The 17,085-nt window shown below is 70.2% G+C and carries 17 protein-coding genes; 4 read left to right on the top strand and 13 right to left on the bottom strand.

The window, feature by feature from the left end; all coding sequences use genetic code 11:
• Positions 1–250: 250 nt before the first annotated feature.
• The 6 genes from ACZ3I4_RS14900 to ACZ3I4_RS14875 are packed head-to-tail and all read right to left on the bottom strand — an operon-like array spanning position 251 to position 5,918.
• A complete protein-coding gene (locus ACZ3I4_RS14900) occupies positions 251–1,114 on the bottom strand; it encodes an STM4011 family radical SAM protein (RefSeq protein ID WP_465382469.1) in 864 nt (287 codons plus the stop codon).
• Positions 1,111–2,415 (bottom strand): STM4012 family radical SAM protein, encoded by a 1,305-nt coding sequence (locus ACZ3I4_RS14895; protein ID WP_465382468.1) that lies wholly within the window; start codon positions 2,413–2,415, stop codon positions 1,111–1,113. Before ACZ3I4_RS14895 ends, ACZ3I4_RS14900 begins: the two co-directional genes overlap by 4 nt.
• Positions 2,412–3,212 carry an STM4013/SEN3800 family hydrolase gene (locus ACZ3I4_RS14890; protein WP_465382467.1) on the bottom strand — a complete coding sequence of 267 codons (801 nt, stop codon included), beginning with the start codon at positions 3,210–3,212 and terminating at the stop codon, positions 2,412–2,414. Before ACZ3I4_RS14890 ends, ACZ3I4_RS14895 begins: the two co-directional genes overlap by 4 nt.
• Complete coding sequence (locus tag ACZ3I4_RS14885; protein ID WP_465382466.1) at positions 3,200–4,258, bottom strand: STM4014 family protein; 1,059 nt, start codon at positions 4,256–4,258, stop codon at positions 3,200–3,202. Before ACZ3I4_RS14885 ends, ACZ3I4_RS14890 begins: the two co-directional genes overlap by 13 nt.
• Entirely contained in the window at positions 4,258–5,178 is a 921-nt protein-coding gene (locus tag ACZ3I4_RS14880) for an STM4015 family protein (protein ID WP_465382465.1), read from the bottom strand. The genes ACZ3I4_RS14885 and ACZ3I4_RS14880 overlap by 1 nt, the downstream gene beginning before the upstream one ends.
• Positions 5,179–5,216: 38 nt before the next feature.
• On the bottom strand, positions 5,217–5,918 hold the full coding sequence (locus ACZ3I4_RS14875; protein ID WP_465382464.1) for an SDR family oxidoreductase: 702 nt from the start codon (positions 5,916–5,918) through the stop codon (positions 5,217–5,219).
• 125 nt (positions 5,919–6,043) lie between these two features.
• Here ACZ3I4_RS14875 and ACZ3I4_RS14870 point away from each other — a divergent pair, with 125 nt between their 5' ends.
• Positions 6,044–6,598 carry a TetR/AcrR family transcriptional regulator gene (locus tag ACZ3I4_RS14870; RefSeq protein ID WP_465382463.1) on the top strand — a complete coding sequence of 185 codons (555 nt, stop codon included), beginning with the start codon at positions 6,044–6,046 and terminating at the stop codon, positions 6,596–6,598.
• A 48-nt stretch (positions 6,599–6,646) separates the two neighbouring features.
• On the opposite strand, the gene ACZ3I4_RS14865 is transcribed toward ACZ3I4_RS14870, so the two are convergent.
• The 3 genes from ACZ3I4_RS14865 to ACZ3I4_RS14855 all read right to left on the bottom strand — a co-directional run bounded on the left by ACZ3I4_RS14865 (position 6,647) and on the right by ACZ3I4_RS14855 (position 9,856).
• Positions 6,647–7,723, bottom strand: coding sequence for a lamin tail domain-containing protein (locus tag ACZ3I4_RS14865; protein ID WP_465382462.1), 1,077 nt, complete (start codon positions 7,721–7,723; stop codon positions 6,647–6,649).
• Positions 7,724–7,787: 64 nt separating this feature from the next.
• The gene (locus ACZ3I4_RS14860; protein WP_465382461.1) at positions 7,788–9,359 is read right to left on the bottom strand and encodes a DUF5305 family protein; all 1,572 of its coding nucleotides are present in this window, start codon (positions 9,357–9,359) and stop codon (positions 7,788–7,790) included.
• Between the two features lie 101 nt (positions 9,360–9,460).
• Positions 9,461–9,856 carry a hypothetical protein gene (locus tag ACZ3I4_RS14855; protein WP_465382460.1) on the bottom strand — a complete coding sequence of 132 codons (396 nt, stop codon included), beginning with the start codon at positions 9,854–9,856 and terminating at the stop codon, positions 9,461–9,463.
• A gap of 211 nt (positions 9,857–10,067) precedes the next feature.
• Between ACZ3I4_RS14855 and ACZ3I4_RS14850 the strand changes: the two genes are divergently transcribed.
• Together ACZ3I4_RS14850 and ACZ3I4_RS14845 are read left to right on the top strand one after the other, a co-directional pair.
• Positions 10,068–10,814, top strand: coding sequence for a pentapeptide repeat-containing protein (locus ACZ3I4_RS14850; RefSeq protein ID WP_465382459.1), 747 nt, complete (start codon positions 10,068–10,070; stop codon positions 10,812–10,814).
• 26 nt (positions 10,815–10,840) lie between these two features.
• Positions 10,841–12,091 carry a TerC family protein gene (locus ACZ3I4_RS14845; protein ID WP_465382458.1) on the top strand — a complete coding sequence of 417 codons (1,251 nt, stop codon included), beginning with the start codon at positions 10,841–10,843 and terminating at the stop codon, positions 12,089–12,091.
• A 43-nt stretch (positions 12,092–12,134) separates the two neighbouring features.
• Here the strand turns inward: ACZ3I4_RS14845 and ACZ3I4_RS14840 are convergent, their stop codons facing one another.
• Positions 12,135–13,331: a translation initiation factor 2 gene (locus ACZ3I4_RS14840; RefSeq protein WP_465382457.1), complete on the bottom strand. Its 1,197-nt coding sequence runs from the start codon at positions 13,329–13,331 to the stop codon at positions 12,135–12,137.
• Positions 13,332–13,489: 158 nt separating this feature from the next.
• Positions 13,490–14,341, bottom strand: a complete 852-nt coding sequence (locus ACZ3I4_RS14835; protein WP_465382456.1) for a spermidine synthase — start codon at positions 14,339–14,341, stop codon at positions 13,490–13,492.
• A gap of 115 nt (positions 14,342–14,456) precedes the next feature.
• On the opposite strand from ACZ3I4_RS14835, the gene ACZ3I4_RS14830 reads away from it, so the two are divergent.
• Entirely contained in the window at positions 14,457–14,837 is a 381-nt protein-coding gene (locus tag ACZ3I4_RS14830; protein WP_465382455.1) for a hypothetical protein, read from the top strand.
• A gap of 31 nt (positions 14,838–14,868) precedes the next feature.
• Here ACZ3I4_RS14830 and ACZ3I4_RS14825 read toward each other — a convergent pair whose 3' ends face one another.
• Together ACZ3I4_RS14825 and malQ are read right to left on the bottom strand one after the other, a co-directional pair.
• Positions 14,869–15,048: an antitoxin gene (locus ACZ3I4_RS14825; RefSeq protein WP_465382454.1), complete on the bottom strand. Its 180-nt coding sequence runs from the start codon at positions 15,046–15,048 to the stop codon at positions 14,869–14,871.
• Positions 15,045–16,985, bottom strand: coding sequence for a 4-alpha-glucanotransferase (malQ, locus tag ACZ3I4_RS14820; RefSeq protein ID WP_465382453.1), 1,941 nt, complete (start codon positions 16,983–16,985; stop codon positions 15,045–15,047). Before malQ ends, ACZ3I4_RS14825 begins: the two co-directional genes overlap by 4 nt.
• Positions 16,986–17,085: the final 100 nt, after the last annotated feature.

The following is a 17,085-nucleotide window of genomic DNA, read 5'->3' as shown; positions in this document are numbered from 1 at the left end:
AAGGCGAGGCGGCGGGAAGGCGAGCGGCCAAGGCGAGGCGGGCGGCCGAGGCAGGGCGGCGGGGAAGGTGGGCGGCCAAGGCAAGGCGGGCGGCCAAGGCGAGGCGGCGGGAAGACAGGCGGCCAAGGCGAGGCGGGCGGCCGAGGCGGGGTGGCGGGGAAGGCGGGCGGCCAAGGCGAGACAGCGGGAAGGAAGGCGGGCAAGCAAAGGGCGGCCGAGAGGACGCAACGAGGAGGGCTGGCGAGCGGCGCTAAGAGGTGGGTGCGGGGAAGGCGACCGGTATCCGCTCCAGCAAGCCGTCGGCGTAGACGTCGCGCAACCCCAGGGGCTTCAAATGGACATACCCGATGTGGCAGTCGCATATGGAATTGGTGCACGGGCGCGGACGCAGGGCGGACTCCCAGGAGCCGTCGTACAGGTTGCCGAGCGGTGTGGGGATGAAGTGGCAACGGCGTACGGTGCCGTCGCCCAGCACCGAGATCGCCGTCTCGCCCGCGTGGCACGGCCGGCCCAGTGAGGGGTGCGGCCGCACGCTGTCGCCGAACAGCGGGTCCAGCGCTGTCCACCGCCGCTCCTCGTCGGTCGTGTAGACGTGGCCCTCGGCTGCGTTGATCCACATGTAGACCGATGGCGGCAACGAGAAGCGCAGAGTGGCAGCCGCGGAGTAGTGATCGGGCAGTCCGACGACCCCGACCGAATAGCGCACGCCTAGCGAGTCGAGACGTCGGCAGCGGTCCAGGAAGCGGTCGAGGGTGACCTGGCCCGGGTGGTAGGTGGCCCACAACGCCGCCACCCGACGGTCGGCCGAGGCCAGCCAGTCGACCCGGGCGGCCAGGTTGGTCTGGATCGCCACCCGGGCGACGTGCGGCAGGTGGGACAGGCGCACGATCGTCTCGCGGTACCAGCTGCGGGTCAGACCCTCGCCCCACGGCGTGAACAGGACCGACAGCCGCCGGTCGTCGGTCCGCTCGACCCAGGAGGCGAACCGCAGCAGGTCGGCCTTGTCGGCGCGCAGCAGAGCAGGCGGGTCGACGCGCTTGGCGAACGGGCAGTACGGGCAGTCGTAGTTGCAGCTGGCCAGCGGACCCCGATAGAGGACGTAGAGATCGTTCATCGCGGCACGTACGCCCCCATCGCCTCGCGGACCGGGCCGGACACCAGCCACGGCCCGAGCGCGTCCGACTGAGCGAGCCCGTCCGGGGTCAGCGCGCACCGGCCGGCATCGAGCCATCCCCGCTCGACCAGCTCGCCGAGCTGCGGGAAGTCGTCCACATGGGAGCGGCCGAACCGGGAGTGATAGGCCGCCGCGTCGACGCCGTCGCTGCGCAGGAGCGACTTGAGCAGCCACCGCCGGCGCTGCTCCTTCTGATCGAGGTCGAAGCCGATTTCCGCGTACGAGAAATCGCCCGGAGGTCTTGCGAGATAGTCGTCGATCACGGCCCGCACCTCGGAGACGCCGACCGCATAGTCGAACGAGTAGTGCAGCGATGTCGTGTACGACCGGGCGCCGCAGCCCAGCCCGACCATCCCGTCGTCCTGGCAGCAGTAGTCGGGGCCGTCGATCACCGGTGCGCTCGCTCGGCGGAACTGCCGCATCGACCGCTGCTCGTAACCGGCCGCGGTAAGCACCTCGACCGCCTGCCGATACAGCTCCTGCCGTTGCTGATCCCAGCCCGCCCGGCCGTTCGCCCGTCGGCCCAGCCCGGTCAGCGGCCGCACATAGAGCGGGTAGAGATAAAGCTCCTCGGGCTGCCACTTCAACGCCTCGTCCAGCGAATGCTGCCAGGTCGCGGCGGTCTGCCCGTCGATGCCGTAGATCAGGTCGAGATTGAGCACCGGGATCTCGGCCGCACGGATGATCTCGAGCGCGGCCAGCACCTCGGGCAGCCGTTGCGGGCGGCCCGCGGCGTGCGCCTCGGTGTCGAGGAAGCTCTGGATGCCCATGCTGACCCGGGTGGTGCCGTGCGCGGACAGCACCGCGAGCCGGTCGGCGGTCGCGGTGGCCGGGGAGGTCTCGACCGACAGGGGCAGGCGGCCGGAGCCGAACGTCAGCCCGACGATCTCGAACAGCTCTTCCAGTTCGGGCGCGGTCAGATAGGTCGGGGTGCCGCCGCCGATCGCGAGCTGGGCGAACGACGCGTCGGCGGCCAGCGATTCGCGGACCGCCACCGCTTGGCGGCGCAGCTGGGCCAGATAGGCCGTCACCTGTTCGGCGGGCGGGTTGGCGCGGGTGAACAGGTTGCAGAAGCCGCACCGCATCTCGCAGAACGGCAGGTGCACGTACCCGAAAAGCGCGTCTTGCCGTTCCGGCGCCCAGACCTCGGTCAGCGGTCGGCGCGGTTCCAGCCGGCGATAGGCGGTCTTGTGGGGGTAGGCGTAGAGATAGCCCTGATAGGGGGATTCGTCGAGCTTCATCGGCGCGGATCCAGCACGAAGTTTCCGTACGGCACTGTCCAGACCGCCTCGTGGGCGACGCGATGCCCGATGTGGCCGTCCTCGCCGTAGAGCGTTCCGTGATCCGAGCAGATGATCACCTGGCAGGGGCGGCCGCGGCTGGACACCAGATCGAAGAGCGCGCCGATCCGGCCGTCCACATAGGCCAGCGCGGCGGCGTGACTGGCCAGACTGTCGTCGGTCGCGCCGGGCAGGTAATGCTTGTTGGGCTGGTGCAGCGCGGCCACGTTGACGAAGGTGAACAGCGGCTTCCCGGGCGGCAGCGCGTCGACGATCGTGGCCAGGCGGGCGATCTGCGCGCCGAGACCGTCGGGCGCGGTGACACCGAAGCCGCGTTCCCAGTGGGCCTCGGCGAACAGGCCGGGCAGCACCCGGCCCAGCGGCGCCGCCGGGTTGAAGAAGCCGACTCCGCCCAGGCAGACGGTGTGATAGCCCGCTGCCGCGAGCCCGGTCGGCAGGTCGGGCGCGTCGAAGACATAGGTCGAGGAGCCGCTGGTCTCGCTGCCGCCGAACCGGGCCGCGAACAGCCGCTCGTGCCGGCCGGGCGTGACCGGCGTGGGCAGGAACCCGGCGAAGAACGCGTGGTGCGCCGCGTACGTGAAGGTGGCCGGGGTGTGCCGTTTTTCCCAGCGGCCGCCGGGCAGGTGCCGGGCCAGCGTCGGCGTGCGGCCGGCCTCGAGTTCCCGGACCGCCACGTCGTAGCGCAGCGTGTCGAGCGTGACGAACAACAGGTCGTGGTGGCCGATCAGCTCACGCATGCGCCGGCCCACTTCTCGTAGCGCCCGTCGACCAGGGCGGCGATCTCGGACCCGTACGTGTCGTGGCCGTTGAGCAGGTCGCCGAACGCGTTGACCTCGGCCACCGCGTGCGAGCGCCAGCCCGACCGGAACATCAGGTCGACGCCGACGTGCAGGCTGCGCGGGAAGCAGCGCGCGACCTCGACGCAGGTGCGCATGGCTCCGTCCCAGGCCTGGAGGCCGGCCGCGGCCCGGACGGCGGCCACCTCGCCCCGGGCGTTGCCGAGATGCAGGTTGGTCAGCGGGGTGCGGCTCGTGCGGGCCACGATGTGTGAGACTTCGCCCGCGATCACGACGACGCGCAGGTCGAGCACCCGATCGCCCAGCCCAGCCTTGGGGAACCAGCGTTCGACGTGCAGCCCGTCGGGCGCGAGCCGGTCGACGATGCCGGCGATGGTGGCCACGTCGTCGTAACGCCGGACGCGCAGGTTGTTGTAGAGCCGCCCGTCCGGGCCGATCTCGACCGAGGTCGTGGCCATGACGCGGGGGCCGGAGGCGGCGAGCGCGAGCACCCCCGAGGCCGACGATCCGTGGGCGGGCTTCACGAAGACCCTTCCCCACCCGTACGCCGTCATGGCCGCTCGCAGCTCGGCAAAGCTCTCGACCGGCGGCAGCGCCGGTGGCACCGGCAGGCCCGCCTCGACCAGCCGCGCGTGACAGCGCCGCTTGTCGTTCATCGTCAGGATGTCGCCGACCGGATTGAGCAGCCGGCCGCCGCCGGAGGCCACGCGTTCGAGAGCGAGAGCAAGACCGGAGTAGGCGGCGGCGCCCCCGGTGATCTCACCCGTCGTGGAGGCCAGAGTGGCCCCCCGCAGCAGCCGGTCCACTTCGGAGTCTTCGCCGGGCGAGTCGATGCGCACGGTCTCGCCGGAGCCCGGCACCGGGCCGCCGGTGAGCACGTCGTGCCATGGATAGACCGCGGGCGCGGGCAGCCCGGCCCGGGTCACGGCCTCGGTGAAGAGGGTGACCCGGCGGTTGGCCGGGTTGCCCACGACCGCGAGCCGCATTATTCGGACACCGCGGTGTATCGGCCCCACTCCTCTTCCCGCTGCCGGTCGGAGACGTCGACCCGGACGCCCGGCAGCTCCTCGACCAGGCGCTGCGCCAGCTCTTCGCTGAGGAAGTGGTGGTGGAGGTCGAGCGACGTCAGATGGGTGAGCGGCTGACCGGCCAGCAACGCCTCGCCGCCCGTGTCGGACAGCGCGCCCAACGACAGGTCGAGCGCGCTGAGCCGGGCCACCACCGGCGCGGCGGCCAGGGCGGCGGCCACCTCGTCGGCGATCTCGGCGTTTCGCAGGGCGAGCGAGGTGAGCGCGGGCAGCGCCCGGCCGGAGAGGATCGGGGCCAGGTCGTCGGCGCGGGCGTCGCCACCGTAGTTGTCGACGCCGAGCCAGAGCTCGAGATGGGTCAGGCCGGGAAAGTCGGACGCGCCGACCGCCCGGACGATCGCGGCCGGCAGCCCGCCCGACTCGAAGGCCAGCTCGCGCAGGCCCTCGTGGCGGACCGGCTTGAACTCGAGACCGTCGGTGCCGCGCACCCAGAGCCGCTCGAGCCGCGGGAACGCCTCGAGCAGCGGGTTGAGGTCGGCCTGCTTGATCCAGGAGATCTCGCACTGCTCGAAGGTCAGCTCGGCGGCGAACAGCGAACGCAGCCGGCTCAGCCGCGGCGCGTTGCGCAGCAGCAGATCGGCCGGGAAGCTGCGCTCGTAGGCCTCGCCCCACTCGCCGACCACCAGCGCGACGGGACCGCCGTCGCCGGTGCGTTTCAGCAGGGCGTCGAGGGCGCTCTCGAACTCCTCCTCGGAGGCGTCGAATTCCTCCAGCTCGAGGCGCCAGGCCACGGCGGCGGGATCGTCGGGGGTCTCGTCCGCGTCCCAGGCCACGATCGGCAGGCCCGCGAACGTGCTGATCTTCGAACTGATCGTCACGGGCGAGACCCTAGCAACGCCCCCCGACAAAATCGCGGTCAGCTCACAAGCTGGGGATACAGCAGCGTGAGGTCGCCGGCGAGGGCCGACTTGACGTTGCGGGTGACGTCGTCGGCCAGGACCTCGTACGCGCCGGTCTCGATCCCGTCCAGGGCGGCCGCAGCCACGTCGGCGGCGTTCGACTTCGGGGCGTCGATCGCCGCGGTCATGTCGGTGTCGACGTACGCGACGTGCAGGCCGGTCACCTGGATGCCGCGCGGACGCAGCTGCAGCCGCAGCGAGTTGGTCTGCGACCACAGGGCCGCCTTGGAGGCGCTGTACGGGCTGCCGTCGGCCAGCCACGAGAGCGCGGAGTGCACGTTGAGGATGTGGCCGCCGCCGTTGCGCTCGATCACCGGCACGAAGGCCCGGGTCACGAGCAGCGGGCCGTAGAAGTTGGTCTCCAGATCCCGCCGTACGTCGTGGATCGGCGAGTCGAGGTACGACGCGCCGGCCGCCGCACCCGCGTTGTTGATCAGGATCGTCACGTCGGAGGCCTGCTCGGCCGCCGCGGCGATCGAGGCCTCGTCGGTGACCTCGAGCCGGAGCGGGACGGCGCCCGGGTGGGTGACCGTGCGGGGGTCACGGGCGGTGGCGTACACCTTGGCCGCTCCGCGTTGGAACAGGTCGTCGACCAGCGCCTTGCCGATGCCGCGGCTGCCGCCGGTGACGAGGACGACCGAGTCCTTGATCGCAGTCATGGTGCTGCCTTTCCTCGTACGGGAAACTGATCGGTTTCTACGACCGTAAACCGATCGGTTTCCGGCGGGCAAGGCGTTGTGACGCACGAAACCGATCAGTTTCCAGACCGGGTAGTCTGGTCGGCGTGACCGATACTCGTGACCGCCTGCTCGACGCGGCGGCCGACCTGTTCTACCGCGAGGGCCTCAGCGTGGGCGTCGAGGCGCTGACCAAGGCGGCCGGGGTCTCCAAGCGCTCGATGTATCAGCTGTTCGGGAGCAAGGACGAGGTGGTGGCGGCCAGCCTCGACCGCATCGGCCCCGGCTTCAACGCGAGCCTGCTGCCCGGCGACGACGCCGAAGGCGGCCCGCGCGAGCGGATCCTGCACGTCTTCCGGGTGCTCGACGAGGTGGCGACCCGGTCCGGCTTCCACGGCTGCCCGTTCGTGGCCACGTCGATCGAGATCAAGGCGCCCGATCATCCGGCCCGGGCGGTGGCCCGGCGCTACAAGGACGGCCTCACCGAGTTCTTTCGCCACGAGGCTACGGTCGGCGGGGCGGCCGAGCCCGAGCGGCTGGCCCGGCAACTCACCATGACCTTCGACGGCGCCAGCGCGTGGGCCGTGATGCACGACGGTGAGCTCGGCGGCGAGGGCGTACGGATGGCCCAGACTCTGCTCGACGCGGCCGGGGTGAACTGAGAAAGGCCCGGTTCCGCGCGGGAACCGGGCCTTTCGTTCAGCTCGAGATCAGCAGTTGGAGTAACCCGGGGCGAGGGTCGTCCACTTGCAGGAGTCGATCGTCTTGTTGGCGGCGGTGCGCAGGTACGCGGTGTCGCCGGTGTTGTTCCAGATGTAGCCGCTCTTGCCGGCGCGGCCCCAGAAGCGGTTGGTCGCCGTGTTGGTGCCCTTGCCGCTCTGCACGAAGACCGACGAGCCGGCGCCCAGGCTGACGCTCGGGAACTTGTAGATGATGTTCTGCGCGTCCCGGACGGTCCAGCCGTTCAGGTTGATCGCGGCGCTGGTCTTGTTGGTCAGCTTGACCCACTCGGTGTTCAGGCTGCCGTTGCTGCCCGAGTCGGTGCCGGGGGAGTCGTACTGGATCCGGGTGAACTGGATCGCGCCGACGGCCGGGCCCGACGTGGGCGGCGTGGTGGTCGGCGGCGTCGTCGGCGTGGTGCCGTCGACCCAGGTCGAGTGCGGCTCCGAGTAGTCGGCGAGGACGCCCTGCTCGGTGTCGGGACCGACGTACGCGCGGTAGGTGTGCTCGCCGCGGGCCAGACCGGTGAAGGTGTGGCTGAACGTGGCCGTGTCGCCGGCCGTCGTCGTGTTGGCCACCGCGGTCCACGCGCCGGCCGCGTTCTGCTTCTCGATGCGCACCGGCAGGCCGGGCTGCGCCGGGAGGGCGTTGCCCTGGGCGACCAGTTTGCCGACGGCGTTCGAGCTGACCCAGAAGGTCACGGCGACCCGGCTCTTGACCGTGATGCGGTTGGACGCCACGGCGCCCTGACGCACCTCGAAGTAGAAGCCCGAGTCGAGCCAGCGGTTGATCGTGAAGCGACCGGCATCGTTGGCCACGGCGGTGACGGGGCCACCGCCCGCGTCATAGTTGACGGCGGGCTGCATGTCGTTCCAGCCGATCGCCGTCTCGTAGAGCTGGACGGTCGAACCCGGGTCGGCGGTGCCAGTCATTTCGAACTGGCTGTAGCCCTTCACCTCTGCGGGGCCGGAGAGCGTGGGTGTTGCGGCGGCCGAGGCAGGGGCGGCAAGGGCGAACGTCGCCGCAATCCCGATCACGGCGGCCTTGGTCACGAGCCTGGAGATCATTTGCAGCAGCGTAGTGCAGAGTGGGCCCTCTTGTATGGCCCGGTAGGACAATTACCGGCAACCATCAGGTCACTGGTGAAGATGTCTTCCTTCGATGACTTCCTGCGCTGTTCGGGCGATTTATGCGTTCGACGTTTTCCAGTTCCGGTTCGTCGAGTGGCACCCGGTAGCGGTAAGTGATTCCCTCGTCACGTACGACGAAATCGTCGGCCTCCGGACGGTGCCAGGTGAGAATCATCTGGCCATATCTTTCGGCCAGTTTGACCAGGGCGGGGAAGTTGTCGACGTTGACCACCGGCTTGCCGGGCGGACTGTTCATCGGCTCGACGTGCACAAGAAGCTGGGGATAGCGCCGCTCGATCTGCATTCGGTCCCGCACGGCGGTGCCCCGGCGGGCCAGGAAGGCGATTGCGACCGCGCCTCCGATTGCGATGATCAAAATAAGGATTGCCCAGGACCGGGCGGCGGAGGCATTCATTACTGGATGACCGAAAATGGCGATCTGCCGCGGCGTCGTCATGGCTACGGCCGCATTGTCCGTGGAGTCCGATTTTAACGGAGTGCCGTTCGTCACTGTCATTTGCAGAGAGTTCATCTGCAGTTGCGCCCGGGCCTCGAATGGCGGCAGGCCGGCCGCGGTGACCCGTGCGGTGATCGCGATGCCGACCGGGTTGCCGGCGCCCACCCCGATGGCCTCGGCCGCGGCGTCGGCCCGCGCCGTCAGCGCGTCGAGGTCGAGCTTGACCGCCGCGTCGTGCCGATCGCCGGTGAAGGGCTTGGCGTCGAGCAGGGGCAGCGTCGTACGCCATCCGGTGCCGTTGGTCAGCTCGGCGGTCAGGCCGAGAGTCCCGGACGGGCCCTCATAGAGCGCGTGGAGGTCGACATCGTTGGTGAGCTTGCGGAACACCGGATCGGGAGACCGGACGGTGGTGCCGTCGTATGCGGGAGACTTCGGCACCTTGGCCGAATAGGAGAAGGCGATCGACTGCCCAGGTGCGGAGGCGGGCCGATGGGTCTCCGTGAGGGGCGCCATCCAGCCCAGAATGCCGAAAGCGATGGCGAGGCCGGTCAGGGCCGCGACCGCCGCGGCCAAGGTGCGCAGCAGGGGCGGCAGGCGGTTGATCGCCTGGGCCACCGCCGCGGCGCTTGCGAGCGATCCCCCTTGGCGCGACATCGCCTTCACCCTCTTCTTCCGGCGCCCTCGAGGGATCTCGCGGCGGTTCCGCTCGGCTGCGACGCCCCCACCGATCAGGAGGAAGCTGAGCATTCCCAGTCCCGACGGACTGAGCAGCGGGCGCAGCCACACCCCGCCCTTCGGGACGTGCAGGACGGCCCGGCCGATCAGCTCGTCGGCGGTCGGTGTCTGCAGGTCGATTTCCGGGTTGTTGTCCCCCTTGAAGACGTAACCGGTCGCCCCGCTGCCGCCGACGATGCGATGCAGCACTTCGGAACCTCGACCGGCACTATGGTATGCGGCGATCTGCCCCTTTTCATAGGAATCGGCCGTGACGATGATCGCGAGATCACCGGCCGAGTAGAGCGGCTTCATGCTGATGCCGTGGGTCACGACGTAGCCAACCCGGCCGGTGCCGATCGCCCACGCACCGATGGCCGCCACCACGAGGATGACGGCCATCGCAAAACGCTTCGCCGAAAGCGGGCGGGCTATGACGACGTCCCGAGGCTCATCCCCTCATGGAAGCCGTAGATTCGCTCCGTGTCCGGCCGATCGCCAGGTCAGACGACCCGGATGGTGTAGTTGGTGATGGAACCAGTGCTGAGGTCATAGTCGGCGCCGGTCGTGGTGCAGGTGGACGCCTGGGCTGAGACCGCGGTGCACGACCACGTGGGGGTTGCGGCCCCTGTGCCGGTCGTGACCAGAGTGACCGCCGCGCCGGCGGAGTTGACGTCGGTCAAGTGCAACCCGATCGAGTGGAGCTGCTGCTTCACGGCGCCGTCCGAGTAGCCGTAGGTGACCGAGTCGACCGTTGCTCCAGCCACGGACACCGTGGTGGAACCGCCGATGAAGCTGTTCGGCGCGGTGACCGTGCTGGTCAGGCCGCTGCCGGTGAAGGCCGTCGCACCAGCAGCGACAAGGCCGGCCGCAGCGACGCCACCGAAAAGCTGGATCATGTTACGCATCTGGTTGTTCCCCCCGTGGTCTGTACTCGGACACTTGATGGATCGACACCGCGAGTGGGCCCCATGAACGTTTGAAGGTTGCTATCCGGGCGTTTGCTGAGTGCGCCGGCTCAGCGGTACCCATGCGTCTTCCGCTGCCTCCTGCGCTCCGAATCGGGCACCCCGCTCAGGTCGCGACACGGGGTTTGAGACAGTGGGGGAAATGCCTGAACGGGAACTCCACGCCGACTGCTCGCGCTGCGCCGCCCTGTGCTGCGTCGGGCCCGCGTTCGCGAAATCGTCCGACTTCGCCATCGACAAGCCGGCCGGCACGCCCTGCCGCAACCTGGGCGACGACTTCCGCTGCACCATCCACGAGCGGCTCGACCCGAGCGGCTTCCACGGCTGCGTGGTGTTCGACTGCTTCGGCGCGGGGCAGCGGATCACCCAGGAGACGTTCGGCGGCGCCGACTGGAAAGCGCAGCCCGGCATGCTGGCCGTGCTACCGATCATGCGGCAGCTGCACGAGCTGATGTGGTACGTCACCGAGGCGCTGAAGCTGGACGAGGCCCGCCGCGTACACCCGAAACTGCGTGACGCTCTCGCCCGGACCGACCACCTGGCCGCCGGCTCGCCGGTGGAACTGAAGGCTCTCGACCTCGACGCCCACCGCCGCCGGGTCAATCCGCTGCTGCTGCGGGCCAGCGAACTCGCCCGGGCCGGCATCAAGGGCCGTCCGGACCACCGCGGCGCCAACCTGATCGGCCGCCGGATGCGCGGCGCCGACCTGCGCGGCGCCAGCTTCCGCGGTGCGCTGCTGATCGGAGCCGACCTGCGCGACGCCGACCTGCGCCGGGCCGACTTCACCGGAGCCGACGTGCGGGGCGCCGATCTGCGGGGCGCCGATCTGACCGGAGTGCTCTTCCTCACCGATTCCCAGCGGCGGGCGGCTGTGCCGTCAAGCGGATAGAAACAACTCCGCCCTAGGATGACCTGATGCAGGATGTGTCGGGTGTGGTTTGGCTGCTGACTGTTCTCGGCATCATCGGTCTTTTGCTGTACGACTTCTTCTTCCACGTGCGCAAGGCGCACATCCCGTCGCTCGGCGAGGCGACCCGCTGGACGATCGCCTATGTCTCCATCGCCGTGCTCTTCGGCGTCGGGGTGTGGATCTTCGGTGGCAGCGACATGGGCGCCGAGTACTTCGCGGGCTACGTCACCGAGAAGGCGCTCTCGGTCGACAACCTGTTCGTCTTCCTGCTGCTGTTCTCGAGCTTCAAGGTGCCCCGGGCCGATCAGCAGAAGGTGCTGCTCGTCGGCATCGTCGTGTCGCTGCTCGCGCGCACCGGGTTCATCTTCCTGGGCTCGGCGCTGATCAATTCGTTCGCCTGGGTGTTCTACCTGTTCGGGCTGATCCTGCTGATCACCGCGGGCAACCTGCTGCGCGAGCAGCACAACGACGACGAGGCGCCGGACAACTTCGTGATCAAGGTGGCGCGCCGGCTGCTGCGCACCTCGGACGAGTACGACGGCGACAAGCTGTTCACCTATCAGGACGGCAAGCGGGTGCTCACGCCGATGCTGCTGGTCATGGTGGCGATCGGCGGCACCGACATCCTGTTCGCGCTCGACTCGATCCCGGCCATCTTCGGCCTGACCCAGAACGTCTACCTGGTCTTCACGGCGACCGCGTTCTCACTGCTGGGCCTGCGCCAGTTGTACTTCCTGATCGACGGGCTGCTCGACCGGCTGGTCTATCTGTCCTACGGGCTGGCCGCGATCCTCGCCCTGATCGGCGTGAAGCTCATCCTGCACGCCATGCACGAGAACAACGTGCCGTTCATCAACGACGGCGGGCCGATCCACGTCGTCGAGATCTCCACGGCGCTGTCGCTGTCGCTGATCATCGGCATCCTGGTCATCACCGTGGTGGCGTCGCTGCTCAGCCCCAAGGGCCGGGCCCAGACCTATGTGGCGGCCGCCCGCCGGCACGCCAACGAGTTCCTCGACATCGAGAAGGACCCGGCGTACTGCGACGAGATCTTCCACCGCCTGCTGGTGGAGGAGGCGCACCTCAAGAGCCTGCCGGAGCGCTACCGGGCTCGAATCCGGGCCGAGGACGAGCTCATGGCGCTGCTGCGCCGGGCCCACCAGAAGCACGACGAGCGCGTCGCCAACGGCACCTGTTTCGTGCCGGCCGGCGCCCCGTTGGCCGGCCGGACGCCCCTGAAAAGCGCCGAATCCTGACGGTGCGGGAAGACCGGGCCGCCCCGAGACGGCCCGGTCTTCATCAGCCCTGGCGGTGGCTGCCCCGTCCGCTGCTGCCGACCTCGCCGTCCTGCCGGGCGGCGCTGCCGCGCACGCGGGCCGCGTTACCGGCGAAGCGGGCGGCCGTACGACGAACCGACTCGGCCCGGTCGCCGGCCTCGCTGTGACCCGTCCATCCGTCGGCGGCGTCGCGCGGGCGAGGCGCCGAGGCGGGCGGAACGTCGAGGTAGGCCGAGAGGTTGGTCTGGTTGTCGAACTCGGCCGGCGGGGTCGGGCCCAGATCGCCGCCCCCGGCGACCAGGTTGGCCACCCGGGCCGCCAGATCGGCCGCGCGGGCGTCGAGGTCGGGGTGCCCGTTGAGGGTGGCGTCGTCGGCCGGCCGCGCCGACCAGGCGCGGCGCTGAGGCACCTCGGGACGCACGTCGATGGCGGGCCGGGAGTCGTCGATCGCCGGACGGATGTCGGACGGCGCGGGAATGACGACGGGCGGCCGGGTGTCGTAGGAGTGCTCGGCGATCGAGGACGCCACGGTGGCGTAGCCGGGACGGGGCTCCGCGACCGGCGCGGCCGAAACCGGGGTGGCCGAGACCGGAGCAGCCGAAACCGGCGCCGGGGAGGCCGGCCGTGCCTCGTAGGTCTCGACCGACACCGCCCCGATCAGCGACACCGTCTGGCCCTCGCCGCCCGGGAAGTTGTTGAACTCCGGGCCGATCACGAGGCGGGACAGCATGCGGACCTGCGGCGCGGCGATGCCCAGATCGTTGGCGTTCTCCACGCGGTAACGGGCGATGGCCTGGCGCAGCGTGTTCGCGACACGGTCGGCGTCACCCACCGTGGTCAGATCGCCACCGGCGAAGACCAGGGCCGGGAAGGTGCCGCCGGGGCCGGCGCAGACGAGCTGGATCTGCGTGACGGTCGCCTGCCGGCCCGAGTCGCGGCTTCCGGGCTGCACCCGCAGATGCTGCGGCCACGGCCAGCGCAGCTCGCCGGTGTCGGCGGCGCCGGGGCCGCGATAGAGAACGCGCTGGTCGGTGACGATGACCTCGGTCTCCTCGGGCAGCGTCCACCGAGGCAGCGAGGCGGGCTCGTCGAACGCGTATTCCGCCACGGCGGTGTGGCCGCTCCAGAGGATGCGCTCGGCGCCGGTCGAGATCGAATCGCGCAGGGCAGTGGCCGGCGCGGGCGCGTGCGCGTCGGTCGCGTTGTAGTGCTCGGGCATGCGTGTTCCCCCCACTGACGCCGCGCCCCGATAACGCGACCGTTACCGATTACAACCTTGTGACCTCGCTCAAACAAGTCGGTGGCCGCGAATCACACCGGATTTCCTGACGAGAACACGACAGGCCGAAAATACTTGCACATTCGGGCGAGAAGATGTTACGCACGGTCACCAAATAGGCCGACGGGTGGAGAAGGTGACGCCACGGCAGCACTGTCCGTGACGGGCTTCGCGCCACCGGCGAAGCGGTCGAGGTCGGTCTCGAGGCGTCCGGGAAACCAGTCCCCGGCGGCCCGGCGGGCGAGCCCGGCGACCGGCGGCGGGGTGCGCCCGGCGATCACGACGAGGTTGCCGAAGCGGCGGCCGCGCAGCACCGAGGCGTCGGCCACGAGGCAGGCCTCGGGCAGCGCGGCGCGGATGGTGGCGACCTGGGTCCGGGCGTAGCGCAGCGGCGGCCCGTCGGTGACGTTGGCGATCAGGTGGCCGGCCGGGTCGAGCACCCGGGCCACCTCGTGGGCGAACTCGACCGAGGTCAGGTGGGCCGGGGTGCGGGCGCCGGCGAACACGTCGAGCACGATCAGGTCGTATCCGCCCTCGCGCATGCCTTCGACGGCGGCGCGCGCGTCCCCGACCCGTACGCGAATGTTGGCCTTGGGCGGCAGGGGCAGCGACTTGCGGACGAACTCGACCAGCGGGCCGTCGATCTCGACCACACGCTGGGCCGAACCGGGCCGGGTGGCCGCGATGTAGCGCGGGATCGTCAGGGCGCCTCCGCCCAGGTGCAGCGCGCGCAACGGCCGGCCGGGCGGGGCGAGCAGGTCGATCGCGGCGGCCATCCGGCGTACGTATTCGAACTGCAGGTGCGTGGGGTCGGCCAGGTCGACGTGCGACTGCGGGGCGCCGTCGAGGAGCAGCGTGAACGCGGTGTCGCGGTCGGGGTCGGGCAGCAGCTCGGCAACGCCCGAGCCGACCGTCTCGACCAGTCGTTCCGATCTCTTTCGCTGCGCCACGCAGCAAGTATCCACGGCCGCCGAACAGCCCTATAGGGGCTATTTGGGGGAAAACGACTCATCCGGCCGAAAAGATACGCAACACTCGGGGCTGCGCGACAGAGGAGGTACAGCCGTGTCCACGAGCAATGTCTTGGCCCAGATCATCGGCGAGCAGCAGCGACGCCAGCCGACGCCCCCGGCGGCCGGGGACATGCCCGCGATCATCGCGGCGGCCCAGGTCGAGGCCGGCCCGCCGTTGAAGATCCGGCGCTACCACTCGGAAGAGGGCCCGGCCTTCTGGCGCTGGGACTGCGCCAACTGCGGTGAGTACGGCGGTGGCCGGCACCACTCGGACGCGATCAACCGGGCCACCCGGCACTGCACCGAGCACCCGGAGCACCGGTCCTCGTTGCTGCCGCCGCTGCTGTGCCGGCAGCGGGACACCTACATGCCGCCGCACCCGATGCTGTTCGCGGTCGACGACGACCCGCCGCCCCCGCCGCTCGCCATCTGAGCGGCGGGAGCGGCGGGGCCGACGGACCGCCTCAAGGGCGGGTGTCGCCCTGACCGGTGCGCTTCTGAGCCTCGTCGACGGCGCGGTCGACGTGCGCGCTGTGCTTGTGGCCGGTGCGCTTGTCGACCTCGTCGCCGATCTTCTCGAGGGCCAAATCGACCTTGTCGTCGTTCTTGGCCAACAGATCCTTGGCCTTGTCCAGGAAGCTCATCGGTGTGCCTTCCGTTCGGCGAGGATCGCCGCGATCGAGTGAACGCGCGGATCCTCGGCTATCTGCTCCAGACCGGCGGTCAACGGCATCCGCCAGTTCGGGTATTCGTTCATAGTGCCCGGAAGGTTGGGCTGCGAGAGCTCACCGAGCACGTCGTACAGCGATGCGGTGACGAATCGGCACGGCGTACGGGCGAGGAACTCGTGCATGGCCCGGATGATTTCCTCGTCCGAGCTGGTGCCGGTGATCAGCTTGTCGGCGCGCAGCACGGCCACCAGGGCGTCCCGGTCGCGCTGGGCGTTGCGGCGCTCCTCCTCGACCGGCCCGGCCAGCTGGCCCAGCTCGGCGCGCACCTTGACCTGCTCGCCGGTGAGGAAGCCGGCCGCGGTCGGCAGGTCGTGCGTCGACACCGAGGCCAGCGCGTTGCGCGGGTAGTCCTCGGCCGGCACGAACGGCTGGTCGTCGACCGTCCATTCACGGGTGAAATACAGCACGGCCGAGCCGAGCATGTTCATCCGCTCCAGCGTCTCGGTCACCTCGGGCTGGACCGTGCCGAGGTCCTCGCCGATCACCACTGCTCCGGCCCGGCTCGCCTCCAGGGCCAGGATGCCGAGCATCGCCTCGGGGTCGTAGTGCACGTACGTGCCCTCGGCCGGTCCCATGCCCGGCGGCACCCACCACAGCCGCCACAGCCCGGCCACGTGGTCGACGCGCAGGCCACCCGCGTGCCGGAAGATCCGCCGCAGCATGTCGCGGTAGGCCGCGTACCCGGTCGCGATCAGCTGGTCGGGCCGCCACGCCGCGAGCCCCCAGTCCTGGCCCAGCTGGTTGAACGCGTCCGGCGGGGCGCCCGTGTGCACGCCGGCGGCCAGCACGTCCTGCAGCAGCCAGCCGTCCGCGCCGTTCGGGTCGATGCCGACGGCCAGGTCGTGCACCACGCCGACCGGCATCCCGCCCGCGCGGGCGGCCTCGTTGGCCGCCTCCAGCTGGGCGCCGAGCAGCCGCTGGAGCCAGGCGTGATAGGCCACCCGATCGCTGGTGAACCCGCGCACCGCCGGCGAGTCGGGCCGGCGCAGCTCCTCCGGCCACTCCGTCCAGTTCGGGCCGTGCCGCTCGGCCAGCGCGCAGAACCGCGCGAAGTCGGTCAGGCCCGGGTCGGACTCGAGGTCGACCTCGCCCGCGAGCGGCCACAGCAGATCCAGCGCCGCCCGTTTGGCCTGCCAGACCGCGCTGTAGTCGATCAGGCCGTCGGCCGTCGGCGCGGGCTTGAGCCGGTCGACGGCGGCCCGCAGATCGGGATCGGCCCGGCGGTACTCGTCGGTGTCGGCGATCCGCAGGTAGAGCGGGTTGGAGAAGCGCCGGCTGGACGGTGAGTACGGTGAGGCCGCCACCGGCAGCGTCGGGGTGATCGCGTGCAGCGGGTTGAGCAGCACCAGTCCCGGGTTGCCCGAGACGGTCAGGAACTCGCGCAGGTCGCCGAGATCGCCCATGCCCCACGAACGCTCCGAGTGCAGGGCGTAGAGCTGCAGCATCCACCCCCAGGTCTGCGGGGGCTCGGGCAGCTGGACCGGCACCACGACCAGCGTGATGTCCTGCTCGCCGCTGCGCAGCCGGTGCCAGCCCAGCGGCAGGTCGGCCGGGATCTCGCTGACCTCGCGGGTCGTGCCGTCCTCGAGGGTGATCGTGGCGGGTCCGGGCAACTCGCGCGTGTCGCCCTCGCGCACGACCACGGTCCCCGGCATCAGACCGAGAGCCTTCCTTTCCCGTACGGCGGAAAGCTCCTCCCGAATCGCCGAGGGGCTGGTCGCATCGACGCCCAGAAGACCCAGAACCCCCACCACCGACTCGTCGGCGACGTCCTTGCGCTCGCGATGCCAGTCCTCGTACCAGGTGGCCACCCCGTGTGCCGCTGCCAGGTCCGCCAGTTCGGCGTCCATCCGGCCCCCTTTCGCCTTGTGCCAGTTGAGCGCTGTCGCTGCTCATACCCTGCCCGATCCGGGGTAGTCGCGGGAGCGGACGTTGCGGGAATCGGTCAGG

This window comes from Actinoplanes sp. NPDC021490 (genome assembly GCF_055562135.1).
The sequence above is the reverse complement of the archived record's forward strand: the minus strand, read 5'-3'. Positions and strand labels throughout refer to the sequence as shown.